Below are 24341 nucleotides of genomic sequence, written 5' to 3'. Positions count from 1 at the left end.
CGGCCGGGCCGGGCGAGAGCGGTCGGCGCCGGCACGTACTCGGCGGACAGGCCTTCCCGCGGCCGGCACGTGTCCGGTGGCGACCATGATCCGTTAGGTAGTGTCCCGCTCATGATCGCGCTGCCCCTCGCCTCGCGTTCATGGCGATTCCGCGCCGCATTGGCCCGCGCCGTCGTCGTGTCGTGCCTCGCGGTCCCCCGTCGGGCGGAGGCGGCCAGCCCTTCTTCGAGGAGGATCTGGTGATCAGAGCCAACGCGAAGGTCCTAGCCCTGATTGTCGGTGTGCTCTTCGTCCCGTTGAGCCTGGTCGGATGCGCGAGGAACGAGGACTCGGGGGAGACCAGGATCTTCGAGATCGAAAACACGGAGGAGGTCTTCGGCAAGGGGGATGAAGTAGACGTGACCGTCAGGAAGCACTACATGATCCTGAACCCACCCGAAGACCTGACGGAATTGAAGGAGTTGGTCGAGGAGTACGGCAAGGAGCACCCGATCGAAGGGGGGATCGACGTGGCGGAGGGGAAGTCCCGGCTCTTCCACATGTACTTCTACCGGGAGAGCGACGATTTGCCGAGGGACTGGCAGCCCGATGAGGGTTACCTGAGCACGGACCGGCTGGAACATCACAAGAACGATCTCATCGCGGCGATGAGATGGTCGGATGTCGACCCGCGGAAGAGATACGACATCTACGACAAGAGCAAGGACGGAAAGGTGGTCGAGAGGCTGCGGTTCGTCGAGGATCAGCTTGTCGAGTAGGGCCCGCGCCGAAACTTCGGCGCTTCGCACAGACACTCGCCGTCAATCGCTCACGGCCGGACGCCCCCGGCGAGCCTGTGCGCGGACACCCGTCGCCGGCCGCTTGATGGCCGGACACAGCCGGGCACACGAGAAAGGCCGCTCACCGGGCTTGCCTCGGTCAGCGGCCTTTGGTCGACTCTGGTGCCCCCGGCAGGATTCGAACCTGCGCCCCCGCCTCCGGAGGGCGGTGCTCTATCCCCTGAGCTACGGGGGCTCAGCGACTGGAGAAGAGTAGCAAACGCCTCCTGCGATCACCGAATCGGTATCCGCCATCCCGCCGTGTCGGGCACCCGCGCCGGGTTCCGCCGTCCAGAGCCCCGGCCCCGGCCGCCCCTTCGGTTGACCCTGACGCGGCGTCAGTGTCTAGCGTCGGCGGACATGACGATCACGGTTCTCGACACCTACCCCGCCATGCAGCGGATCCTGCGGGCCCCGGTCACGGATCGCGTCACCATGCTGCGCTCGATGCTCGAGCCGGCCAGGGGCATGTACCGCTACTTCCCCGGAGAGGTCGATCTGGTGGCGATGCACCGGATGGCGTCCGGATTTCCCCTCGACCGCGACGAGGCGCGTTGCCTCGACGCGCTGGAGACGCTGGCGACGGCCGGGGCCTGGGAACGGGTACGGCGCGCCCTCGACGACGCGCTCGCCGTGCAGTTGGCGGCGACGCCGGGGCTGGAGGTGCCGGACATCACCGTGCTGGTCGTGCTCGGTGACCCTGGTGACGACCACTTCATGGGGCCCAGCCTCGGCGTCACCGGGAACGGCGGGATATCGGGGTACATCCTGATCACGCTGTGGCCCTACCCGGAGAACGTGGCACGGTTGGCGGTCACCGCCGCGCACGAGCTGCACCACAACCTGCGCTACGGCCCGGGCGGGGTCGTGTGGAACCCGACGACCGTCACGGTCGGCGAGCACGTGGTCTCGGAGGGGCTGGCCGACGCGTTCGCCCGCCAGCTCCACGGTGACGAACTCGGCTACACCCGCATCGGGGTGCCGCACCTGCACGACGAGGCGGTCTTCGCCAAGGTGGTGTCCGGGCTCGGCGTGACCGGCATGGAGAACTTCACGGCCTGGGTGCACGGCGACGCCAGCGCGGAGCGCTTCGGCGCCGCTCCGGTGGGACTGCCGACCGGGGCCGGGTACGCCGTCGGCAACAGGCTGGTCGACACCTACCTGGCCGCGACGGGGCAGACGGCGGCGCAGGCCCTGCACGCGGACAGCTCGGAGATCATCGCCACGGCGCTGCACGCGGTCACGGGCCGCCCGGCACGTCCGGTGGCTGCCCCGTAGCCGTCACGGGCACGCGCCCGCCGCGCCCGAGGGGGCGGCGGGCGCCCGCGTCCATCCGGGGGCCGGGGCGCGTCGCCCTCCCCGGCGGGTGGATCGATCAGGCGGCGAGCGAGCGACCGCAGCTCGGCAGCGGGTGCAGCACGATGCGGCGGGGCAGGCGGCGGGGCCACTCGTTGCGGGGCCAGGAGCCGTCGACGATCAGGTGCACCGTCCGCTGCTCCTCGCCGCTGAGCCGCAGCACGAAGTCGCGGGGGAGCGGCGGGTCGACCGACGGCGTGGTGATCATGAAGCGCACCCGGCCCCGGGACGAGACGGCGGAGATGACGTCCGCCGCCGGCATGGTGCCGCGCAGGCGTACCCGGCCGATCCAGTAGACCTCGGCGAGGTGCTCCTGCGCCGCCCGGGTGATGGCCGGGTACTCGCTGCGCACCCAGCGCTCGACCGCACCGACGCAGAGCCCGCAGGCCCGCTCCCGGGGCTCCCGCGGACCCAACCCCCAGGCCCGCAGGTACGCCCCGACCGCCCCGGCGTCCATGGCCGCCTCGAAGCGGCCCTGGATGAGGGTGTGCAGGCTCTGCCGCGTCCACAACTCCTCGTCCAGGCCCAGGTCGTCGGGGTAGACGCCCCGCAGGACGTCGATCAGTTCGAGTTCCTGTTCGCGGCTGAGCGTCCCCGGCTCGCCCTGCCGCTGTCCGCGACGGACGGCTGCCACCGCCCCGTCACCGCCGATGGTGTGGCGCCGGCACCAGCTGGTGACGGAACGCCGTGCGTCTCTCAGTGCAACCCCCACGTCCTGCGCAACGAGCCCGAATCGCAACTGGTCACGATATGTGTGGAGAAAACTCTCTTAGTGTCGTAATCGGTCGGACCGCACAGTCGTCTCGTATGGCACCAAACCGGGCAGGGGGGACTGCGGCGGAACGGGCGAGAGGTCCGCGTCGGCCGGAAACCGGCGGTGACGCGGACCTCTCGACGGACAGCGGACGGGCGGCGGGGTCAGCCGCCCAGGCGCTCCAGCGCGTTCTGGAGGTTGGTCAGGTCGTTGCGCTGGGTGTTCTTCATGGTCTGGGCCGTCCTGACCACGTCGGCCTCGTCGCTGGCGTCGAGCACGCCGTCGATCATGTGGATGCCGCCCAGGTGGTGCTTGATCATCATCCGCAGGAAGAGGGTGTCCAGCTCGCGGCCCTCGGCCGCGCGCAGCTTCGCCATCTCCTCGGGGGTGGCCATGCCCGGCATCAGGCCGTCCTTGACCAGCCCGGCGCCGTCGGACATCCAGGACATCGCCGGCTGGCTGCCCGTGGGGTCGAGCCCCCACGAACGCAGCCACGTCTGCATCGTGCCGATCTCACCCTGCTGGGCGGCGGCGATGTCGCCGCCGATGCTGCGCACCTCGGGGTCGGTGCCCTTGTCGAAAGCGATCATGCCCATCTCCACCGCCTGCGCGTGGTGGGTCATCATGTCCCGGGCGAAACCCGCCTCGACCGAGGCGTCGCCCGGCCGGGTCAGCCGGGGCGTCAGCAGGCCGCCGGCGTACCCGAGGAGCAGCCCGACCACGACGGCGAGCGCCAGCGCGGCCGTGCCCCAGCGGCGCCCGGACGGCCGCCGCTGCTCCGGAACCGGGCCGTCCAGCTCACTGGCCTCGATCGTGGTCGGGATGCTCATCGCTCTCCTCAGCCCTGCGGCATCTGGTTGCCGTCGCGCGGGGTGGTGCCGGTGGCGGTGATGCCCTCGCTGCACAGCGCGGTCGGGCCCTCGATCGAGGCGTTGACCCGCAGCGTCTTGATGAACTCGTCGATCCGGCTGTCGTCGGCGTTGTCGACCTTGAGCTGGTAGCCCCAGGCCTGCAGGGAGATCGGCTTGTCCAGCCCCTCGAACGGGCTGAGCATCATCTTCTCCTTGCCCTGCACCTTCTCCTTCAGCTTCGCCACCTGGTCGGCGGGCAGGTCGGGCCGGTAGGTGATCCAGACCGTGCCGTGCTCCAGGCTGTGCACCGCGTGCTCGTTGGCGATCGGGGCGTCGTAGGCCTCGCCCATGCAGTTCTGCCAGGCCGCGTTGTGCGGGCCGGCCACCGGCGGGAGCACCGAGTAGGTGATGGCACCCGCCTGGTGGTTGCCGCCCTCGACGAGCTTCTTGTCCTTCTCGCGGAAGTTGACGATGCCGTCGATCGCGGCCGCCCGGTCCTCCCACGGCTTGGAGCCCTGGAACGCCGCCCAGGCGCCGTAGCCGATGATCGACGCGGCGAGCACGCCCACGGCGACGAAGAGCGCGATCGGGCCCCAGGAGCGGCCCTGGCTCACCTTCACCGGCGTGACCGGCTTGCGGCCCTTGCCCCCGGCGCCCGGACGGGGACCCGTCGGCTTGCCGGACCCGGCCTTGGCGCCGGCGGCCGGCCGGCCCGCCGCCGGCTTCTTGCCGGTGCTGACCACGGTCGGACGGCGCTCGGGGCCGCCACCCGGTGTGCTGATGCTCATCGTGCCTCGTCAGGTCGGTCGGTCAGGGGATCCGGCGGGCCGGTTCACACTCTGGGTCGCCGCCGCGGGTGCCGAGTCTACCCCCGATAACATGGATCGGTGACTCCCGCAGAACTCGCCGAGGTCGTCCTCTCCGCAGCCCACGCCGTCTTCACCGAGCGGGGCCTGGACCGCTCCGCCCTGCCGGGCTCCACGGCGGTGGAGCGACCCCGCAACCCCGAGCACGGCGACTACGCCTCGACGCTGGCGCTCCAGCTCAGCAAGAAGGTGGGCGTCCCGCCGCGCGAGCTCGCCACCGCCCTCGCCGAGCAGCTCGGCCGGGCCCCGGGGGTCAAGTCGGTGGAGATCGCCGGTCCGGGATTCCTCAACATCCGGCTCGACGCGGCCGCCGCCGGCCAGCTCGCCCGGACGATCGTCGAGGCCGGCGAGGAGTACGGCCGCGGCGACCGGCTCGCCGGCCAGAAGATCAACCTGGAGTTCGTCTCGGCGAACCCGACCGGCCCGGTGCACATCGGCGGCGTCCGCTGGGCGGCCGTCGGCGACGCGCTCAGCCGGCTGCTGCGCGCCACCGGCGCCGACGTCGGCACGGAATACTATTTCAACGACGCCGGCTCGCAGATCGACCGCTTCGCCCGCTCGCTGCTGGCCGCCGCGAAGGGTGAGCCCGCCCCCGAGGACGGCTACGCCGGGGCGTACGTCACCGAGATCGCCGGCGCCGTCCGGGGCATCCGTCCCGATGTGCTGGAGCTGGACGACGCCGCCGCCCAGGAGGTCTTCCGGACCGAGGGCGTCGCGCTGATGTTCGCCGAGATCAAGTCCTCGCTGCGCGGCTTCGGGGTCGAGTTCGACACCTACTTCAACGAGAAGGACCTGCACGACCGGGGCGAGCTGGACCACGCGCTCAACCGGCTGCGCGAGCAGGGCCACACGTTCGAGGCCGACGGCGCGACCTGGCTGCGCACCACCGACTTCGGTGACGACAAGGACCGGGTGTTGCGCAAGTCCAACGGCGAGTGGACGTACTTCGCCGCCGACTGCGCCTACTACCTCGACAAGCGCGAGCGCGGCTTCGAGCGGGTCGTGATCATGCTGGGGGCCGACCACCACGGCTACATCGGCCGGATGAAGGCGATGGCCGCGTGCTTCGGTGACGATCCGGAGCGCAACCTGGAGATCCTGATCGGCCAGCTGGTCAACCTGGTGCGCGACGGGGCTCCGGTCCGGATGAGCAAGCGGGCCGGCACCGTGGTGACCCTGGAGGACCTGGTCGACGCGATCGGCGTGGACGCCTCCCGGTACGCGCTGGCCCGCTACTCCAGCGACTCGCCGATCGACATCGACGTGGAGCTGTGGACCCGGGCCACCCGCGACAACCCCGTCTACTACGTGCAGTACGTGGCGGCCCGGACGGCCAGCGTGGGCCGCAACGCGGCCGAGGTGGGGCTGACCCGGGGCGACGCCGAGGCGTTCCGTCCGGAGCTGCTCGCCCACGAGAAGGAGAACGAGCTGCTCAAGGCGCTCGCCGAGTTCCCGGCCGTGGTCGCCACGGCGGCCGAGCTGCGGGGGCCGCACCGGGTGGCGCGCTACCTGGAGGAGCTGGCCGGGGCCTACCACCGGTTCTACGACGAGTGCCGGATCCTGCCGCGCGGCGACGAGGAAATCACCGACCTGCACCGTGCCCGGCTCTGGCTCAACGACGCCACCCGCACCGTGATCGCCAACGGGCTGCGCCTGCTCGGCGTCTCCGCGCCCGAGAGGATGTGACATGCGAGCTCACGAGGCCGGCGCCCTGCACGGGGACATCGGCAGCCGGGGGCCGGCGTGGCTGCGTACCCCGGCCGACGTCAACGCCCTGGTGCCGCAGCTGTGGCCGCGCAACGTGACGCGCGGCGCGGACGGCGCGCTCGCCGTGGCCGGGCTCGGCGTCCGCGACCTCGCGGCCGAGTTCGGCACCCCGGTGTACGTGCTCGACGAGGGCGACCTGCGCTCGCGCTGCCGCGACTTCCGCGACGCCTTCGCCGGCGTCGACGTCTACTACGCCGGCAAGGCGTTCCTCTGCCGCGCGGTGGTGCGGATGATCGACGAGGAGGGCCTGCACCTCGACGTGTGCAGCGGCGGCGAGCTGGCCACCGCGCTGGCCGCCGGGATGCCGGCGGAGCGGATCGGCTTCCACGGGAACAACAAGTCGGTCGCCGAGCTGACCCGGGCGCTCGACGTCGGGGTGGGGCGGATCATCGTCGACTCTTTCACCGAGATCGACCGGCTCAGCGCGCTGGCCCGCGAGCGGGGCGTCCGGCCGAAGGTGCTGATCCGGGTCACCGTCGGCGTCGAGGCGCACACCCACGAGTTCATCGCCACCGCGCACGAGGACCAGAAGTTCGGCTTCTCGCTGGCCGGCGGGGCCGCCGCGGCGGCCGCCTTCAAGATCCTCGACGAGGACGTGCTGGAGCTGCGCGGCCTGCACTCGCACATCGGGTCGCAGATCTTCGACGCCAGTGGCTTCGAGGTCTCCGCCCGCCGGGTGCTCGCCCTCCAGGCGCAGATCCGCGACGCGCGCGGGGTGGAACTGCCCGAGCTGGACCTCGGCGGCGGCTTCGGCATCGCGTACACCACCCAGGACGACCCGTCCACGCCGCAGGACCTGGCCAAGCGGCTGCGCAAGATCGTCGACGGGGAGTGCGCGGCCGAGCAGCTCGCCGTGCCCCGGCTCTCCATCGAGCCGGGCCGGGCGATCGTCGGGCCGGCCGTGTTCACCCTCTACGAGGTCGGCACGGTCAAGGACGTCGACGGAATCCGCACGTACGTGAGCGTGGACGGCGGGATGAGCGACAACATCCGCACCGCGCTCTACGACGCGTCCTACTCCGCGACGCTGGCCTCCCGGGCGTCGGCTGCCGAGCCGATGCTCGCCCGCGTGGTGGGAAAGCACTGTGAGTCCGGGGACATCGTGGTGAAGGATGAATTCCTGCCCGCCGACGTGCAGCCCGGAGATCTTGTCGCGGTGCCCGGCACGGGCGCCTACTGCCGGAGCATGGCCAGCAACTACAACCACGTGCCCCGGCCCCCCGTGGTCGCGGTGCGGGACGGCCAGGCACGCCTGATCGTCCGGCGGGAAACCGAAGAGGACCTGCTCGCATTGGATGTGGGATGACGTCACCTGTGCGCCTGGCGCTGCTCGGCTGCGGCACGGTCGGCAGCGAGGTGGTCCGGCTGCTGCACGAGCAGTCGGCCGACCTCGCCGCCCGGATCGGCGCCCCGCTGGAGATCGCCGGCATCGCCGTACGCCGTCTCGGCCGCGACCGGGGCGACCTGCCGGTCGACCCCACGCTGTTCACCACCGACCCGCTCGGGCTGATCAAGCGCGACGACGTGGACGTGGTGGTCGAGGTGGTCGGTGGAATCGAGCCGGCGCGGGGCTGGCTCGTCGAGGCGCTGCGGGCCGGCAAGAGCGTGGTCACCGCCAACAAGGCGCTGCTCGCCGAGGACGGCGCGGCCCTGCACGACGCGGCGGCCGAGGGCGGCGGCGACCTCTACTACGAGGCGTCCGTGGCCGGGGCGATCCCGCTGCTGCGCCCGCTGCGCGAGTCGCTGCACGGTGACCGGATCAACCGGGTCACCGGCATCGTCAACGGCACCACCAACTTCATCCTCTCCGCCATGGACGCCACCGGCGCCGGCTTCGCCGAGGCGCTGGAGGAGGCCACCGAGCTGGGGTACGCGGAGGCCGACCCGACCGCCGACGTGGAGGGCTTCGACGCGGCGGCCAAGGCGGCCATCCTCGCCTCGCTGGCGTTCCACACCCGGGTGAGCGCCGCCGACGTGCACCGGGAGGGCATCACCGAGGTGACCGCCGCCGACGTGGCCAGCGCCAAGGCCATGGGGTGCACCATCAAGCTGCTCTGCATCGCCGCGCGGGGCACCGACACGGGTGGCCGGGAGACGGTCAGCGTGCGGGTGCACCCGGCGATGATCCCGCTGACCCACCCGCTGGCCAGCGTCGGCGACGCGTTCAACGCGGTCTTCGTCGAGGCCGAGGCGGCCGGCCAGCTCATGTTCTACGGCCGCGGCGCGGGCGGCGCGCCGACCGCCAGCGCGGTCCTCGGCGACGTGGTGGCCGTCGCCCGCAACCGCCTCGCCGGGGTGCGCTCGGCCAGCGAGTCCGCGTACGCGGACCTGCCGGTGCGGCCGATGGGGGAGGCGCTGACCCGCTACCACGTCAGCCTCGACGTGGCCGACCGTCCCGGTGTCCTGGAGGCGGTGGCCGGGGTCTTCGCCCGGCACGACGTCTCGATCGCCACGGTGCGGCAGGGCCCGGCGGGCGGCGGCGCGGCCGGTCGCGGCGAGGACGCGGACCTGGTCATCGTCACCCACGTGGCGCCGGACGCGGCGCTCGCCGCCACCGTGCGCGAGCTGCGCGGGCTGGACATCGTCCGTTCCGTGGCGAGCGTGCTGCGGGTCGAGGGCGAGGCGTGACCCGTTCCGGCCCGCCGGTGCCCCCGCGCGTCGCCGGCCCCGGGCAGCCCGGGGGCCGGTCCGCGCGACGCGCGCGGGCCGGCGGGGGCCCGGCCGCGTTCGCGTCTCGCCAGGTGGTTAACGCCGGGTGCGCCGCCGTCGGGCCGGGCAGGCTGGTCCACGCTGAGGGTGCCCCCGGCCCGACGGGGCGATAGAGCGAGGAGAGCGACATGTGGCGGGGCCTGATCGACGCGTACCGGGATCGTCTGCCGGTCACCGACGCCACCCCGGTCGTGACCCTGCACGAGGGGAACACCCCGCTGCTGCCCGCGCCGGTGCTCTCCGCCCGGCTCGGCTGCGACGTGCACCTCAAGGTGGAGGGGGCCAACCCGACCGGCTCGTTCAAGGACCGGGGCATGACGCTCGCGGTCTCCAAGGCGGTCGAGGCCGGCAACAAGGCGATCATCTGCGCCTCCACCGGCAACACCAGCGCCTCCGCGGCGGCGTACGCGGCCCGCGCCGGCCTGACCTGCGCGGTGCTCGTGCCGCAGGGCAAGATCGCGCTGGGCAAGCTGGCCCAGGCGCTGGTGCACGGCGCGAAGCTGCTCCAGGTCACCGGCAACTTCGACGACTGTCTGGCGCTCGCGGCGAAGCTCGCCCAGGACTACCCGGTCGCCCTGGTCAACTCGGTCAACATCGACCGGCTGCACGGCCAGAAGACGGCCGCGTTCGAGATCGTCGAGGCGCTCGGCGACGCGCCCGACATCCACTGTCTGCCGGTCGGGAACGCCGGCAACGTCTCCGCCTACTGGTTGGGCTACTCCGAGGAGCTGCGGGAGGGCAACGCCACCCGCGCCCCGAAGATGTACGGCTTCCAGGCGGCCGGCGCGGCGCCGATCGTCACCGGCCAGGTGGTCCGCGAGCCGTCCACGATCGCCACCGCCATCCGGATCGGCAACCCGGCGAGCTGGACCAGGGCCCTCGACGCCCGCGACTCCTCGGGCGGCCTGATCGCCGCCGTCACGGACCGGGAGATCCTGGCCGCGTACCGGCTGCTGGCCCGCGAGGTCGGGGTCTTCGTCGAGCTGGGCAGCGCCGCCAGCGTGGCCGGTCTGCTCCAGCAGGCCGCCGCCGGCAGGATCCCGCCCGGCTCCACGGTCGTGTGCACGGTGACCGGCCACGGCCTGAAGGACCCGGAGTGGGCGATCTCCACCGCCCCCGCCCCGATCACCATCGCCAACGACCCCCTCGCCGCGGCCCGTTCGCTCGACCTGGCCTGAACCACACCTGCACCGCGCCCGGTCCCGCCCGTCCTGTGAGCGGGACCGGGAGCGGGGGCGGCCGGTGCGGGGCGGAGCGGGTGGGGGACACTTTTCCCGCCCCGCAACCGTTTCCTCCAGGAGTGAGCCACGCCGATGTCGCTGCTCGCCAGATTCAGCCTCGCCAATCGAGGGCTGATCGCCCTCATCGCGGTGGTGACCACGGCGTTCGGACTGTTCGCCGTGCCGTCGCTGAAGCAGCAACTCCTGCCGTCGCTGGAGTTCCCGGCCGCGTTCATCGTGGCGGCGTACCCGGGCGCCGGCCCGGAGGTCGTCGAGTCGCAGGTCACCGAGCCGATCGAGAACAGCCTCCAGGCCATCCCCGGCCTGGACAAGATCACCTCGACCTCGCGCGAGGGCTCGACGACCGTCCAGGTGCAGTACGAGTTCGGCACCGACCTGGACGACGTGGTCAACAAGATGGAGACCGCGCTCAACCGCATCGACACACAGCTGCCGGAGGGCGTCGACCCGCAGGTCATCGCCGGCAGCACCGACGACCTGCCCGCCGTGGTGCTCGCCGCGTCCGGCGGCGGCGACCAGCGAGCCCTCGCGGAGAAGCTGCGCGGCGCGGTCGTGCCGGAGCTGGAGGCGATCGACGGCGTGCGGTCGGTCGACGTGACCGGCGCCCGGGACGACGTCGTCGTGGTCACCCCGAACCCGGCGAAGCTGGCGGCGGCGAAGCTCCAGCCGACCGCGATCGGCGCCGCGCTCAAGACCAACGGCGTGACGGTGCCGGCCGGCGCGGTGGCCGACGGCGGCCGGGCGCTCCCCGTGCAGGTGGGCACCCCGCTCGCCACGCTGGACGACCTGCGCGGCATCGTCGTCGCGCCGGCGGCGGGGAAGACGGCGCCGGTCCGCCTCGGCGACGTGGCCGCCGTCGAGCAGCAGCTCGCCCCGGCGACCGCGATCACCCGGACCAACGGCAGGGACAGTCTCGGCATCGCGATCACGGCCGCCCCGGACGGCAACGCGGTGGAGATCTCGCACGAGATCCGGGACCGGCTGGCCGAGCTGCGCGAGGCCTCCGGTGCCGAGCTGACCGTGGTCTTCGACCAGGCGCCGTTCGTCGAGAAGTCCATCGAGAGCCTGACCACCGAGGGCCTGCTGGGCCTGGTCATGGCCGTCATCGTCATCCTGGTCTTCCTGCTGTCGATCCGCTCCACCGTGGTCACCGCGGTCTCCATCCCGCTCTCGGTGGTGGTCGCCCTGATCGCGCTCTGGATCGGGGACTACTCGCTGAACCTGCTCACCCTCGGCGCGCTCACCATCGCGGTCGGGCGGGTGGTCGACGACTCGATCGTCGTGCTGGAGAACATCAAGCGACACCTGGAGTACGGCGAGCCGAAGCGCGAGGCGATCCTCGCCGCCGTCCGCGAGGTGGCCGGCGCGGTGACCGCGTCCACGCTCACCACGGTCGCCGTCTTCGCACCGATCGCGCTCGTGGGCGGCTTCGTCGGGCAGCTGTTCGCGCCGTTCGCGATCACCGTCACCGTGGCCCTACTGGCCTCGCTGCTCGTCTCCCTGACCGTCATCCCGGTGCTCGCCTACTGGTTCCTCAAGCCCTCCGGCGGCACGGCCGACGACGCCGCGGTGCGCCGGGCGGCGGAGGAGAAGGAGCTGCGCAGCCCGTTGCAGCGGGCGTACCTGCCGGTGATCGGGTTCGCCACCCGCAAGCGGGCCACCCGCTGGATCACCCTCGGGCTCGGCGTGCTCGTGCTGTTCGGCACGTTCGGCCTGTCCCGTCAGCTGGAGACCAACTTCATCGACGACTCCGGCCAGGACACCCTGAGCATGACGCAGGAGCTGCCGGCGGGCACCGGGCTGGCCGGCACCGACGCGGCGGCCCGCCAGATCGAGGCGGTGCTGGAGCGCACCGACGGCATCGAGACGTACCAGGTGACCGCGGGCGGCGGGGACAACCCGTTCGCGGGCGGCGGCAACAACGTCGCCACCTGGTCGCTGGCCCTCGGCGGCGAGACCGACGCCAAGGAGATGCGGGAGGTCCTGCGCAAGGAGATCGACGCGCTGGGCGCGGCCGTCGGCGAGGTCAGCTTCGGCGCCGGGCAGGGCGGAGCCGCCGCCAACCAGCTGGAGGTCGTGGTCCAGGCCACCGATCCGGAGGCGCTGACCCGGGCCGCCGACGAGGTCCGGGCGGCGATGGCCGCGGTGCCCGACGTGGAGGACGTCTCCACCAGCCTCGCCACCCGGGTGCCGCGCGTCGACGTCACCGTCGACCGCGTCGCCGCCGGCCGGGTCGGGCTCACCGAGGCCGCAGTCGGCCAGTTCGTGGCGCAGGCGTTCCGGGGCGCGCCGCTGGGCCAGGTGACCCTGGACGGCGGGCAGCGGGACGTGGTGCTGCGGTACGCGGGCAAGGTGCCGGTCTCCGTCGAGGAGCTGCGCGCGCTGCCGGTGGGGCCGGTGAAGCTGGACGACATCGCCGAGGTCACCGTGGCCGAAGGGCCGCAGCAGGTGACCCGGATCGCCGGTGAGCGCAGCGTCTCCGTGACCGGTACGGCCACCGGCTCCAACCTCGGCGCCACCACCCAGGAGCTGCAGAAGAAGCTGGACGCCATCGACGTGCCGGGGGCGACCTTCGCCATCGGCGGCGTCAGCGCCGACCAGGAGGAGGCCTTCGCCGACCTGGGCCTGGCCGTGCTCGCGGCAATCGCGATCGTCTTCCTGATCATGGTGGCGACGTTCCGTAGCCTGACCCAGGCGCTGATCCTGCTGATCTCCGTCCCGTTCGCGGCGACCGGCGCGATCGGCCTGCTGCTGGCCACCGGCACCCCGCTGGGCGTGCCGGCGTTGATCGGCGTGCTCATGTTGGTCGGCATCGTGGTGACGAACGCGATCGTGCTGCTCGACCTGATCAACCAGTACCGGGCGCAGGGCATGGGGGTCCGGGAGGCGGTGGTCGAGGGCGGCCGGCGCCGGCTGCGACCGATCCTGATGACCGCGGTCGCCACCATCTTCGCGCTGCTGCCGATGGCGTTCGGCCTCACCGGGGAGGGCGGCTTCATCTCCAAGCCGCTGGCGATCGTGGTGATCGGCGGCCTGCTCAGCTCGACGCTGCTCACCCTGATCCTGGTGCCGACGCTCTACACGATGGCGGAGAACACCAAGGAGAGCATCCGCTCCTGGCGGGCCCGCCGCTCCGGTGGCGCGCCAGCCGCCCCCGCCGCCCCGCCGACCGACGCCCCGGCGACGGGGCCGGAGTCCGGCGAGCCGGCCCGGGTGCCGGCGGCGGCGTCGACGGCGGCGTCGACGGGCGCGGAGGCGTCCGCCCAGCCGGCGTCCCGGCCGGCGCCGTCGGCCGCCCTGCTGGACGGCACCGACCAGTTCGAGGTGCTGCGGCTGCCGAAGAGCCGCCGGTCCCCGCTGCCGCCGGCGGAGTAGCACCCGGCACGTCCGCGAACGCCCCCGACGGGTCCGCCGTCGGGGGCGTTCGCGTTCGGTCAGGTACCCGCCGCAGGTCGTGGCGGGTCGGCCGCCGCCGGGTAGGGTCCGGACGTGCCGTCCACCGTCTCGGTCCTCGCCCGCAACCGCAACTTCCGCAACCTCTTCCTGGCGGAGCTGGTGGTCTTCGGCGCCGACTGGTTCGTCATGGTGCCGCTGCTGGTGCTCCTGCCGGACCTGACCGGCAGCGGCGTGTGGGGCGCCCTGGTGCTCGCCGTGGACACCGGCATCGTGGCGCTGCTGCTGCCGTACACGGGCACGGTCGCCGACCGGTTCGACCGGCGCAAGATCATGATCGGCGCCAACGTCGCGTCCCTGCTCGGCGTGCTGCTGCTGCTCGGTGTGCGCAGCGCCGGCACGGCCTGGCTGGCGATGGTCGGGATCGGCGTGGTGGCGGTCGCCAAGGCGTTCTACTCCCCGGCGGCGCAGGCCGCCCTGCCCAACGTGCTCGACCCCGACGAACTGGCCGCGGGCAACGCCGTCGCCGGGTCGGCCTGGGGCACCATGACCGTCGTCGGCGCATCGCTCGGCGGCGTGCTCAGCGCCGCCGCCGGCCCGTACGCCTGCTTCTGGGTGGCGGCGGTCGGCCTGGCGGTCGCGGCGGGCCTGGCCGGGCTGATCCGCCGGCCGTTGCAGGCGCCCCGCGACGCCGACCGGCCGGCGCAGCAGACCTGGGCGGCGATCCGCGAGGCGCTCGGCTACATCGGGCACCGCCCGAGGGTGCTGGCGCTGGTCACCGTCAAGTCCGCGGTCGGCCTGGGCAACGGTGTGCTGACGGTCTTCCCGCTGCTCGCGGCGGTGTACGGCGTCGGGCCGGTCGGGACCGGGCTGCTCTTCGCGGTCCGCGGGGCGGGGGCGCTGGTCGGGCCGATCCTGATGCGCCGGGTGCTGACCAACCGGGCCTGGCTCCTGTCCGGGCTGGCGCTGTCCATGTCCCTCTACGGCCTGGCCTACCTCGGCATCTCGGTCGCCGGCTGGTTTCCCCTGGTGCTGGCCCTGGTCTTCGTCGCCCACTTCGCCGGGGGCAGCAACTGGGTGATGTCGAACTTCGCCCTGCAGGGCGAGGTGCCCGACCGGTTGCGCGGCCGGGTCTTCGCCACCGACATGATGCTGGCGACCCTGGCCATCTCGGTCAGCCAGCTCGCGGTGGCGGCCGTCGTGGACGCGGTGGACGAGCGGGTGGTGCTGGCCGGCTGCGGCCTGGTCACGCTGGTCTACGCGGTCGGCTGGCGCGTCGCCACCCGCGGGCTCTCCCTCACCGACCCGGTCGGGGACCCGACCCCCGCGCGCTGACCCGTCCGACGGTCAGAGCTGTCCCGCCCCGCCCGTCCCGTCCGGCCGGGACCGGCCGCCCCACTGACCCGGCGCCCCCGGCACGGCGGAGGCGTCCGCCGTCCACCCGGGGGTGGGCGCGGGCTGCCCGGTGGGGGCCGGCGCGGGCCCGCCGGGCGGCCAGCCGCCCCAGGGGCCGGCCTGCGCGTCGCCCGCCCGGCGCCCGGTCAGCACCGCCGCGATCACCAGACCCAGCCCGAGCGGGTAGGCCAGGCCCTGCACCACGCCGTACGCCGTGTTGACGAGCTGGAAGTTGGACCGCCCCCAGTCGGCGGTGAACATGCGGGGCATCAGCACGATCCAGGCCAGGCTGAGCGCCGACGTGACCAGCAGCACTCCCAGCCCGGACAGGGCCAGCAGCCGGGGTCGCCGGGGCAGCCGGCGCCCGGCCGTCGCGGTCAGCACGATGCCGACCAGCAGCACCAGCACCGTGGGGGCCTCGACGGCAGTCACCGTCGCCACGTACCCGAAATCGCGCACCCTGCCTCCCGCCGCCGACGCTCGGGTCAGGCTAGCGGAGCGGCGCCAGTCCGACCGCCCGCTGCCGCCCGGCGGTGCCGGGGCGCGATCGTCCGGCCGGCGCGCGACCCGTCCCACCCGGCGGGCGGAAGGCCGCGACGTCGGTGCGGAGCCCTAGCATGAGCCCGTGCCGACATTCGCCTCCGATCCGGTCCGGGTCCGGGTCCCCGCCACCAGCGCCAACCTGGGGCCGGGCTTCGACGCCCTGGGGCTCGCCCTGGCGCTCCACGACGACGTGGCCGCCGAGGTCACGGCGGCGGGCGTCACGGTGGCCGTGACGGGGCAGGGCGCCGGGGAGCTGCCGGCCGACGACCGGCACCTGGTCGTCCGCGCCATGCGGGCCACCTTCGACGCGCTGGGCGGCCAGCCGCCGGGACTGGCGGTGGAGTGCGTCAACCGCATCCCGCAGGCCCGGGGGCTGGGCTCCTCCTCGGCCGCCATCGTCGCCGGCGTGCTGCTGGCCCGGGCCCTGGTGACCGACGGGGAGGTCCGGCTGGACGACGCCGCCGCGCTGCGGCTCGCCGCCGACCTCGAGGGCCACCCGGACAATGTGGCGCCCTGCCTGCTCGGCGGCTTCACCCTGGCCTGGACGGAGCCGTCCGGGGCGCGGGCGGTGTCGCTGCCGGTCGCCGCCGGCGTACGGCCGACGGTCTTCGTGCCGCAGGAGCGAGGGCTGACGGCGGCGGCACGGGCCGCGCTGCCGGCCACCGTGCCGCACCGGGACGCGGCGCTCAACGCCGGACGGGCCGCGCTGCTGGTGCACGCGCTGACCGCCGAGCCGGCGCTGCTGTTGCCGGCGACCGTCGACCGGCTGCACCAGGACTACCGCGCCGACGGCATGCCGGGCAGCGCCGCCCTGGTCAGGGCGCTGCGTGCGGCGGGTGTGGCGGCTGTGGTCAGTGGGGCGGGCCCGACCGTCCTGGCCCTCGACGGGCCGCCCGAGGGCTTCGAACCGGGAACAGGTTGGCAGGTCTGGCGGTTGGACCCGGACGGGAGCGGCGCACGGGTTGCTCGGGGTAGACTGGGACACGCGGAGCGGGACCCTGTTGCCGCAGGTCGGAAGAGTTGATTACGCTCTAGACTTAGCACAGCCGCGAAGCATGCGATCTCCCTGCGGGTCGGCGCACCCCCGAAGCTTTCGGCGGTCAGCCCGTCACCCCTGCCTAGGCCCACGCCGCACCGCAGTCTTCACAGGTCGCCGCAGACGGCGAGACCTGCTCACCGACGTCGGTGAGTCGGGAAACCGACCGGCTGCTGTGTCACAGACTCCCGCGACGCGTCCATGCGAGGCGGGTGCACCGAGGCCGCCTGGCCACCTTGCTTTTCGACTCCGGGCAGTCCCGGCCTATCGAGGGAAGGAATCCATTGAGCGACACCACCGACGTGACGTCGGATGTTTCCAACGTCGCTGGCGATGCCACCACCGCCGCCGCCCCCGCCCGTCGTCGGCGTAGCGGCACCGGCCTGTCGGCGATGCTGCTGCCGGAGCTGCAGAGCCTGGCCGCGTCGCTCGGCATCTCGGGCACGGCTCGCATGCGTAAGGGCGAGCTGATCAGCGCGATCTCCGAGCGGCAGGGCGGCGCCGCCGCCGGGACCCCTCGACCGCGGGCCGAGGTCGCGGCCGCCGCCGCTCCCGCCCGTGAGGAGGTCCACGCCGGGGTCCGCGAGGCCACCGAGCGGCCGGAGGCCGAGCGGCGGACCGCGGAGCAGGCCCCGGCGGAGCCGGCGGCAGTCGAGACCGAGGGTCGTGGCCGCACCCGGCGCAGCCGGGCCGCCGCCGCCGAGGCACGGGCCGCCGAGGCCCGTCCCGCGGAGACCCGCACGGAGGAGGCCGAGGCCGGCGAGCGTGCCGACCGGGCCGAGGGCCGTGGCCGCGAGCGCACCGAGCGTGGCGACCGCACCGAGCGTGGCGAGCGTGGCGACCGTGCCGAGCGCGGTGAGCGTGCCGACCGCACCGAGCGTGCCGACCGCACCGAGCGTGCCGACCGTGCCGAGCGCGGTGAGCGTGGCGACCGTGCCGAGCGCGGTGAGCGTGGCGAGCGTGCCGAGCGGGGCGACCGCAACGAGCGTGCCGAGCGGGGCGAGCGTGCTGAGCGCAACGAGCGCGGTGAGCGTGCCGAGCGGGGCGACCGTAACGAGCGGGGCCAGCGCGCCGAGCGTGACACCGACGGCGACGACGACGAGAGTGGCGGCCGGCGTGGCCGGCGCAGCCGGTTCCGGGACCGTCGCCGTGGCCGGGGCGAGCGGGCCGAGGGCGGCGGCGACGCCGGGCGCGAGCCGCAGGTCGGCGAGGACGACGTGCTCGTCCCGGTGGCCGGCATCATCGACGTGCTCGACAACTACGCCTTCGTGCGGACCACCGGCTACCTGGCCGGCCCGAACGACGTCTACGTCTCGATGTCGCAGATCAAGAAGTACGGCCTGCGGCGCGGTGACGCCATCACCGGTGCGGTGCGCGCCTCGCGCGACGGTGAGCAGCGGCGGGACAAGTACAACCCGCTGGTGCGGCTGGACACCATCAACGGGATGGAGCCGGACGAGGCGAAGCGCCGGCCCGAGTTCTACAAGCTCACCCCGCTGTACCCGCAGGAGCGGCTGCGGCTGGAGACCGAGCCGCACATCCTCACCACCCGGGTGATCGACCTGGTCATGCCGCTCGGCAAGGGCCAGCGCGCGCTGATCGTGTCGCCGCCGAAGGCGGGCAAGACGATGGTGCTGCAGGCCATCGCGAACGCGATCACGCACAACAACCCGGAGTGCCACCTGATGGTGGTGCTGGTGGACGAGCGCCCCGAAGAGGTCACCGACATGCAGCGGTCGGTGAAGGGCGAGGTCATCGCGGCGACGTTCGACCGTCCGCCGCAGGACCACACCACGGTGGCGGAGCTGGCGATCGAGCGGGCGAAGCGCCTGGTCGAGCTGGGCCACGACGTGGTCGTGCTGCTCGACTCGGTGACCCGGCTCGGTCGGTCGTACAACCTGGCGGCGCCGGCCAGCGGCCGGATCATGTCGGGTGGTATCGACTCCACCGCGCTCTACCCGCCGAAGCGCTTCCTGGGCGCGGCCCGCAACATCGAGAACGGCGGCTCGCTGACCATCCTCGCCACCGCGCTGGTGGAGACCGGGTCCATGGCGGACACGGTCATCTTCGAGGAGTTCAAGGGCACCGGCAACGCGGAGCTGAAGCTGGACCGGAAGATCGCCGACAAGCGCACCTTCCCGGCCATCGACATCCACCCGTCCGGCACGCGTAAGGAGGAGATCCTGCTCGCGCCGGAGGAGCTGGCCATCATCCACAAGCTCCGCAAGGTCCTGCACTCGCTGGACTCGCAGGCGGCGCTGGACCTCCTGCTCGACAAGCTCAAGCAGACCCGCACCAACATCGAGTTCCTGATGCAGATCGCCAAGTCGACGCCGGGGGAGTGAGCCCTCCCGGGCGAGGCAGGTGAAAAGGGCACGGCCACCGCGGCCGTGCCCTTTTCGCGTCCCGGCCTCCCTGCCGCCCCGTCCGAGGGGTGGAGTTTTCCTTCGGTTTGGTTGACAGGTATTGAAACTTCTATTCATAGTCCGGTTGACTGTCGACCATGCGTACCCGCAGACGATCCGCCCGTCTTGCCGGCGTCCTGCTGCTGACGCCGCTGCTCACCATGGCCGGCACCGTGCCGGCGACCGCCGGTGCGCCGAATCCGGCCACCGATCCCTCCGTCACCGCGGCCGAGGACGCCCCTCGCGCCTCCTCGTACCCCGCGGACTCCGTGACGCTCTCCGGCGACCCGGCCGCGGGCGCGGCGGCCGCCGGATCCCCGACCGGTGTGGAGCCGGCCGGCGGGCTGGAGACCGCCAAGACCACCCGCCCGGTCGCCCCGGGCCTCCAACTGACCTCCTTCGACCGGTACGACGCCGACGGCTGGCTGCGCGCCGACGCGCTGACGGCCGACCTCACCGGCGGCGTCACCGTCGACTACGTGAACTCCGGCGCCGTCAGCCGGGCCGAGCCGCTGCGCCGCGCGGTGGACGCCTCCCGCGCGGTGGCCGCCGTCAACGGCGACTTCTTCGACATCAACAACTCGGGCGCCGCCCAGGGCGTCGGCATCCGGGACGGCCAGCTGGTCCAGTCCGCCGTGAGCGGACACCGCAACGCCGTCGCGATCACCACCGAGGGGCTCGGCCGGGTGATCGAGGTGAACTTCGACGGCACCGCGACGCTGCCCACCGGCCCGGTGACGCTGACCCAGTTCAACAACATGATCCAGGCGAACGGGATCGGCGTGTTCACCGCGCTCTGGGGTTCGTACACCCGGGAACGCGCGGTGGCCGGCGCCGCCCGCGTCACGGAGGTCGCGGTGGTTGACGGCCGCGTCGCCACGGTGGGCACGACGGCCGGCAGCGGGCCGATCCCCGCCGGCACCACCGTGCTGCTCGGCCGCGACGCCGGCGCGGACGCCCTCGCCGGGCTGCGCCCCGGCGACCCGGTGACGGTCGCCTGGCAGCCCAAGCCGGCCGACGGCAGCAACCTGCACGCGGCGGTCGGCGGCGGCAACGTGCTGGTCCGCGACGGCGTGGTGCAGAGCATCGCCGACGCGTCGCTGGCCCCGCGCACGGCGGTCGGCTTCTCCGCCGACGGCCGACGCATGATCATGCTCACCGTGGACGGCCGGCAGGTCGACAGCCGCGGCGTCACCCAGACCGAGATGGGCCGGATGATGGCCGAACTCGGCGCCCACCACGCGCTCAATCTCGACGGTGGCGGCTCGTCCACGCTGCTCGCCCGCGAGCCGGGCGCGGAAGCCGTGCAGGTGGAGAACAGCCCGTCCGACGGCACGGAGCGCGCGGTGCCCAACGGCCTGGCCCTCTACGCGCCCAAGGGCAGCGGCCGGCTCACCGGGTACTGGCTGGAGACCGCCAGCGACCCGACCAGCGCGCCGGGCGTCGCGCCGGTGCGCGGCGGCCGCCCCGACCGGGTCTTCCCCGGACTGACCCGCCGGCTCACCGCCGCCGGCCACGACGAGACGTACGGCCCGGCGGCCGGCGCCCCGAAGTGGCGGGCCAACCCGGCGGTGCACGGCACGGCCGACGACGGCGTCTTCCGGGCCGGCGTGCCCGGCCGCGCCACGGTCACCGCCTGGCGGGACGAGGCGAGCGGCACCCTGGACCTCACCGTGCTCGGCCCGCTGGCCCGGATCGACTCCACGGTGGACCGGGTCGGCCTGGACGGCGCGCAGGGCAGCGCGCTGTTCGGCGTGGTCGGCTACGACGCCGAGGGCAACACCGCCCCGATCGAGCCCGCCGACCTGAAGCTCGACTACGACCGGGACCTGCTCCGGGTCACCCCGACCGCCGACGGCAACCTCGCCGTCACCGCGCTGCGGGACACCGGTTCGGCTCTCGTCACCGTCACGGTCGGCCGCCGCAGCACCGTCCTGCCCGTCACCGTCGGGCTCACCGACGTGCCGGTCGCCACCTTCGACGACGCGGCGGCCTGGAAGTTCAGCCAGGCCCGGGCCAGCGGCGCGGTCGCCCCGGCGCCCGGCCACACCGGCACCGGCCTGAAGATGACGTACGACTTCAGCCAGTCCACCGGCACCCGGGCCGCGTACGCCGACCCGCCGGCCTGGATCGACGTGCCCGGCCAGCCGCAGGCGTTCGGGATGTGGATCCACGGCAACGGCACCGGGGAGTGGCCCAGCCTGCACCTGCACGACGCGCAGAACACCCAGCACGTCCTGCGTGGCCCGCTGATCACCTGGAAGGGCTGGAAGTACGTCGAGTTCGCCGTGCCCGCCGGGGTGCAGTACCCGGTGCGGATCCGCCGGTTCTACGTGGCCGAGACCAACGCCGCCGCGCAGTACCGCAGCGAGGTGGTCATCGACGACCTGGTGGCGAAGGTGCCCCCGACGCTCGACGCGCCGGCCGAGGCGCCGCGCACCGACCGGGTGGTGCTCCGCGACGGCACGGTCGACGGCGCGCCCTGGCGCTTCGCGGTCATGTCCGACGCGCAGTTCGTCGCGGCGGACCCGGACAGCGACCTGGTCGCCCAGGCCCGCCGTACGCTCCGCGAGGTCAAGGCCGCGAAGCCGGACTTCCTGGTGATCAACGGCGACTTCGTGGACACCGCGTACCCGGCCGACTTCGCGCTGGCGAAGCGGATCCTGGACGAGGAGCTCGGCGGGGAGCTGCCGTACTACTACGTGCCCGGCAACCACGAGATCATGGGCGCCCCGATCGCCAACTTCCGGGCCGCCTTCGGGGACACCCAGCGGGTCTTCGACCACAAGGGCACCCGGTTCGTCACGCTGAACTCGTCGACCGGCTCGCTCCGCGGCGGCGGCTTCGACCAGGTGCGGATGCTGCGCGAGGCGCTCGACTCGGCGGCCGGCGACCCGGCCGTCGGCTCGGTGGCCGTGCTGCACCACCACCCGCCGCGCGACCCGAGCCCCGCCAAGGCCAGTCAGCTCGCCGACCGGAAGGAGGCGGCGCTGCTGGAGCAGTGGCTGGCCGACTTCCAGCACCGCACCGGCAAGGGGGCGGTCTTCGTCGGCGGGCACGTCGGCACCTTCCACGCCGACCGGGTCGACGGGGTGCCGTACCTGATCAACGGCAACGCGGGCAAGAACCCGTCCACCCCGGCGGACCAGGGCGGCTTCACCGGGTGGACCGAGTTCGGCGTGGACCCGGTGAGCCCGGCCGAGGCCGACCGGGCCCGGCGGAACCCGCTCGTGGAGGGCCCGCGCTGGGTCGCCGCCGAGTTCCACGCGCACGTCGACCGGCTCGCGCTGGCCGCTCCGGCCAGTGTCGCCGTCGGCGCCCCGGCCCGTGTCACCGCCACGGTGACCCAGCCGGGCGGGCGTGCGGTGCCGGTGGCGGCGCCGGTGAGCGCGGACTGGTCCGCCTCGCCGAACGTGCACGTCGGCTCGATCCTCGGGCTGAAGCCCTGGCACGTGGCCCGCTTCGACCCCGCCACCGGCACGCTCACCGCCCTGCGTCCCGGCGCCCAGGTCAAGCTGGCCGTCGACGTCAACGGCGCGCGCGCCGAGGCGACCGTCACCCTGACCGCCGCCGCCGAGGCCCCCGCCGCCTGACGCGCGGCCGAGGGCCCCTCCCGACGCCCGGCGCGCGGGAGGGGGACCGGACCGGCACCGCCCGAGGCCCGCACCGACTCCGGTGCGGGCCTCGGGTGTCCGTCGGGCTCAGAAGTCGCCCTCGGCCACCTGGAAGACGGTCAGGCCGAGGGCGCGCCACATCCGCACCACCTGCTGGCGGTCGTCGAAGACACCCACCACCCGGTAGCGGTCGGCGACCTCGCGCTCGTAGATCTCCCGCTTGACCACCGAGTCCTTGCGGTTGTCGCCGACGGCCCGCAGGTGCAGCCCGAGGTAGGGGACCCGGACGTGCCGCGCCAGCCACGCCTCGGTGGCGGGTCGGGCGGTGGCGTCCCGGCCGGAGCAGAAGACCACCCCGTACCCGGCGGCGTGCATCGCCCGGACCGCCGCGATCACCGCCGGGTTCGGCTCGTCCTCGCCGACGCGGGTCATGTCGTACGGGCTGCGCGAGACGTTCAGCGCGACCGTGCCGTCGATGTCGACCAAAACGATCTCCGGCGGCTCGGTCGACGGGGCGTGCACCGTGGCCGGCCGCCCCGTGCGGGCCTGCGGCACCGGCAGCGGCAGGGGGCGCCCCTCCAGGTAGCGCTCGTGCAGCCGGCGGATCCACGCCTCGCCGACCCGGTCGGCCTCCGGGCGGGCGGCGTCGCGGCGCAGGCACTCCGCCAGCGGCACGTCGGTGAAGTCGTGCACCTCGAACTCGGCGCCGTGCCGGGCGGCCAGGTCGGCCCAGTCCCGCAGGGTCCGCGACCGCAGGTTGGTGTCGTCGACGCAGACGTCCGCCCGCGCCCGCAGCAGCGCCTCGACCTGCGCCCGCTGCACGACGGTCACCTGCCACTCGGCCCACTGGGTGAACAGCCGCTCGCCGTGCAACATCCGGCGCAGGTCGTCGCGGTTGACGCGGACCACGGACGGTTGCAGCGTCCGGGCGAAGGTGGTCTTGCCGGAGGCGGGCAGTCCCCGGGTGGCGATCAGGCGGCTCATCGCTCCTCCGTGTCGTACGTCTCGGCGGGCGGGCGGCGCGTCCGCCCGAGGCGTGCCCCGGACGGGGCACCGCCGCCGGCGGCGGCCGTGCCGGGTGAATGCCCCGCCAGGCGGCGGGAATGCGGGAGACGGGGCGTGCGTTGTCGATGCCGGACCAGCCGTGCGGCCCGATTGCCGGGCCGGCCCGCGCCCATGGCACACTGGTCAATCGGCCACCGGTTCCGGTTCACGCCCGAGCCCGTCGCACGTGGCGACGGACACCGACGGCGACCCGGCGACCATCCACGAAAGGACCGAGGCGACATGAAGCCCAACATCCACCCGGAGTACGTGACGACCGAGGTCACCTGCTCCTGCGGCAACACCTTCAGCACCCGCAGCACCGCCAAGGGCGGCGCGATCCACGTCGAGACCTGCAGCGCCTGCCACCCGTTCTACACCGGCAAGCAGCGCGTCCTGGACACCGCCGGGCGGGTCGCGAAGTTCCAGCAGAAGTACGCCAAGGTTCAGGCCAAGAAGGCCAAGTAACTCCTCGTTCGGCGCCCGCGCCCGGTTTCGTGCCGGACGCGGGCGTCGTCCGTATCCACCCTGGTTCCGTCTCCCGCCCGT

Annotated in this window: 17 protein-coding genes and 1 tRNA gene; 12 read left to right on the top strand and 6 right to left on the bottom strand. The window is 73.5% G+C overall.

All coding sequences use genetic code 11. The features are described 5' to 3' along the window. Positions 1–239 precede the first annotated feature (239 nt). The gene (locus tag ACSNOB_RS12390) at positions 240–758 is read left to right on the top strand and encodes a hypothetical protein (protein WP_436686788.1); all 519 of its coding nucleotides are present in this window, start codon (positions 240–242) and stop codon (positions 756–758) included. Between the two features lie 181 nt (positions 759–939). Here the strand turns inward: ACSNOB_RS12390 and ACSNOB_RS12385 are convergent. Continuing rightward, positions 940–1014: transfer RNA gene (locus ACSNOB_RS12385), tRNA-Arg, on the bottom strand. Positions 1015–1178: 164 nt separating this feature from the next. Here ACSNOB_RS12385 and ACSNOB_RS12380 point away from each other — a divergent pair. Further along, positions 1179–2096 (top strand): DUF2268 domain-containing protein, encoded by a 918-nt coding sequence (locus ACSNOB_RS12380; RefSeq protein ID WP_436686787.1) that lies wholly within the window; start codon positions 1179–1181, stop codon positions 2094–2096. 97 nt (positions 2097–2193) lie between these two features. Here ACSNOB_RS12380 and ACSNOB_RS12375 read toward each other — a convergent pair whose 3' ends face one another. The 3 genes from ACSNOB_RS12375 to ACSNOB_RS12365 all read right to left on the bottom strand — a co-directional run bounded on the left by ACSNOB_RS12375 (position 2194) and on the right by ACSNOB_RS12365 (position 4567). Then, positions 2194–2886 (bottom strand): winged helix-turn-helix domain-containing protein, encoded by a 693-nt coding sequence (locus tag ACSNOB_RS12375; protein WP_393109638.1) that lies wholly within the window; start codon positions 2884–2886, stop codon positions 2194–2196. 206 nt (positions 2887–3092) lie between these two features. After that, the gene (locus ACSNOB_RS12370) at positions 3093–3758 is read right to left on the bottom strand and encodes a DUF305 domain-containing protein (protein WP_436686786.1); all 666 of its coding nucleotides are present in this window, start codon (positions 3756–3758) and stop codon (positions 3093–3095) included. Between the two features lie 8 nt (positions 3759–3766). Continuing rightward, positions 3767–4567 (bottom strand): DUF3105 domain-containing protein, encoded by an 801-nt coding sequence (locus ACSNOB_RS12365; RefSeq protein ID WP_436686785.1) that lies wholly within the window; start codon positions 4565–4567, stop codon positions 3767–3769. 99 nt (positions 4568–4666) lie between these two features. Between ACSNOB_RS12365 and argS the strand changes: the two genes are divergently transcribed. The 6 genes from argS to ACSNOB_RS12335 all read left to right on the top strand — a co-directional run bounded on the left by argS (position 4667) and on the right by ACSNOB_RS12335 (position 15090). Next, on the top strand, positions 4667–6331 hold the full coding sequence (argS, locus tag ACSNOB_RS12360; RefSeq protein ID WP_436686784.1) for an arginine--tRNA ligase: 1665 nt from the start codon (positions 4667–4669) through the stop codon (positions 6329–6331). A gap of 1 nt (position 6332) precedes the next feature. Then, positions 6333–7718, top strand: a complete 1386-nt coding sequence (lysA, locus tag ACSNOB_RS12355; RefSeq protein WP_393109543.1) for a diaminopimelate decarboxylase — start codon at positions 6333–6335, stop codon at positions 7716–7718. Positions 7719–7726: 8 nt separating this feature from the next. Next, the gene (locus ACSNOB_RS12350) at positions 7727–9040 is read left to right on the top strand and encodes a homoserine dehydrogenase (RefSeq protein ID WP_393109640.1); all 1314 of its coding nucleotides are present in this window, start codon (positions 7727–7729) and stop codon (positions 9038–9040) included. Positions 9041–9249: 209 nt separating this feature from the next. Further along, positions 9250–10299 carry a threonine synthase gene (gene thrC / locus ACSNOB_RS12345; RefSeq protein ID WP_436686783.1) on the top strand — a complete coding sequence of 350 codons (1050 nt, stop codon included), beginning with the start codon at positions 9250–9252 and terminating at the stop codon, positions 10297–10299. A gap of 135 nt (positions 10300–10434) precedes the next feature. Beyond that, positions 10435–13737 (top strand): efflux RND transporter permease subunit, encoded by a 3303-nt coding sequence (locus tag ACSNOB_RS12340; protein ID WP_436686782.1) that lies wholly within the window; start codon positions 10435–10437, stop codon positions 13735–13737. A gap of 114 nt (positions 13738–13851) precedes the next feature. Continuing rightward, positions 13852–15090: an MFS transporter gene (locus tag ACSNOB_RS12335; RefSeq protein WP_436686781.1), complete on the top strand. Its 1239-nt coding sequence runs from the start codon at positions 13852–13854 to the stop codon at positions 15088–15090. Positions 15091–15102: 12 nt separating this feature from the next. On the opposite strand, the gene ACSNOB_RS12330 is transcribed toward ACSNOB_RS12335, so the two are convergent. After that, entirely contained in the window at positions 15103–15609 is a 507-nt protein-coding gene (locus ACSNOB_RS12330; RefSeq protein WP_436686780.1) for a hypothetical protein, read from the bottom strand. Between the two features lie 166 nt (positions 15610–15775). Between ACSNOB_RS12330 and thrB the strand changes: the two genes are divergently transcribed. The 3 genes from thrB (at position 15776) to ACSNOB_RS12315 (ending at position 22727) form a co-directional block, all read left to right on the top strand. Next, positions 15776–16717 carry a homoserine kinase gene (gene thrB, locus ACSNOB_RS12325; RefSeq protein ID WP_436686779.1) on the top strand — a complete coding sequence of 314 codons (942 nt, stop codon included), beginning with the start codon at positions 15776–15778 and terminating at the stop codon, positions 16715–16717. Between the two features lie 296 nt (positions 16718–17013). Beyond that, a complete protein-coding gene (gene rho, locus ACSNOB_RS12320) occupies positions 17014–19074 on the top strand; it encodes a transcription termination factor Rho (RefSeq protein ID WP_436686778.1) in 2061 nt (686 codons plus the stop codon). A gap of 158 nt (positions 19075–19232) precedes the next feature. Next, positions 19233–22727 (top strand): phosphodiester glycosidase family protein, encoded by a 3495-nt coding sequence (locus ACSNOB_RS12315; RefSeq protein WP_436686777.1) that lies wholly within the window; start codon positions 19233–19235, stop codon positions 22725–22727. Positions 22728–22835: 108 nt separating this feature from the next. On the opposite strand, the gene ACSNOB_RS12310 is transcribed toward ACSNOB_RS12315, so the two are convergent. Then, positions 22836–23732 (bottom strand): AAA family ATPase, encoded by an 897-nt coding sequence (locus tag ACSNOB_RS12310; RefSeq protein WP_436686776.1) that lies wholly within the window; start codon positions 23730–23732, stop codon positions 22836–22838. Between the two features lie 303 nt (positions 23733–24035). Here ACSNOB_RS12310 and rpmE point away from each other — a divergent pair, with 303 nt between their 5' ends. Then, complete coding sequence (gene rpmE, locus ACSNOB_RS12305; RefSeq protein ID WP_393109560.1) at positions 24036–24260, top strand: 50S ribosomal protein L31; 225 nt, start codon at positions 24036–24038, stop codon at positions 24258–24260. Positions 24261–24341: the final 81 nt, after the last annotated feature.

This window comes from Micromonospora sp. URMC 106 (assembly GCF_051386395.1).
Lineage (GTDB): Bacteria > Actinomycetota > Actinomycetes > Mycobacteriales > Micromonosporaceae > Micromonospora.
This window is presented reverse-complemented; position numbering and strand designations above follow the sequence as displayed.

Coding starts and splice junctions, on each gene's coding strand:
- ACSNOB_RS12380 (WP_436686787.1), top strand. CDS start 1,179: ATGACGATCACGGTTCTCGACACCTACCCCGCCATGCAGCGGATCCTG.
- ACSNOB_RS12370 (WP_436686786.1), bottom strand. CDS start 3,758: ATGAGCATCCCGACCACGATCGAGGCCAGTGAGCTGGACGGCCCGGTT.
- ACSNOB_RS12365 (WP_436686785.1), bottom strand. CDS start 4,567: ATGAGCATCAGCACACCGGGTGGCGGCCCCGAGCGCCGTCCGACCGTG.
- lysA (WP_393109543.1), top strand. CDS start 6,333: ATGCGAGCTCACGAGGCCGGCGCCCTGCACGGGGACATCGGCAGCCGG.
- thrC (WP_436686783.1), top strand. CDS start 9,250: ATGTGGCGGGGCCTGATCGACGCGTACCGGGATCGTCTGCCGGTCACC.
- ACSNOB_RS12340 (WP_436686782.1), top strand. CDS start 10,435: ATGTCGCTGCTCGCCAGATTCAGCCTCGCCAATCGAGGGCTGATCGCC.
- ACSNOB_RS12315 (WP_436686777.1), top strand. CDS start 19,233: ATGCGTACCCGCAGACGATCCGCCCGTCTTGCCGGCGTCCTGCTGCTG.
- ACSNOB_RS12310 (WP_436686776.1), bottom strand. CDS start 23,732: ATGAGCCGCCTGATCGCCACCCGGGGACTGCCCGCCTCCGGCAAGACC.
- rpmE (WP_393109560.1), top strand. CDS start 24,036: ATGAAGCCCAACATCCACCCGGAGTACGTGACGACCGAGGTCACCTGC.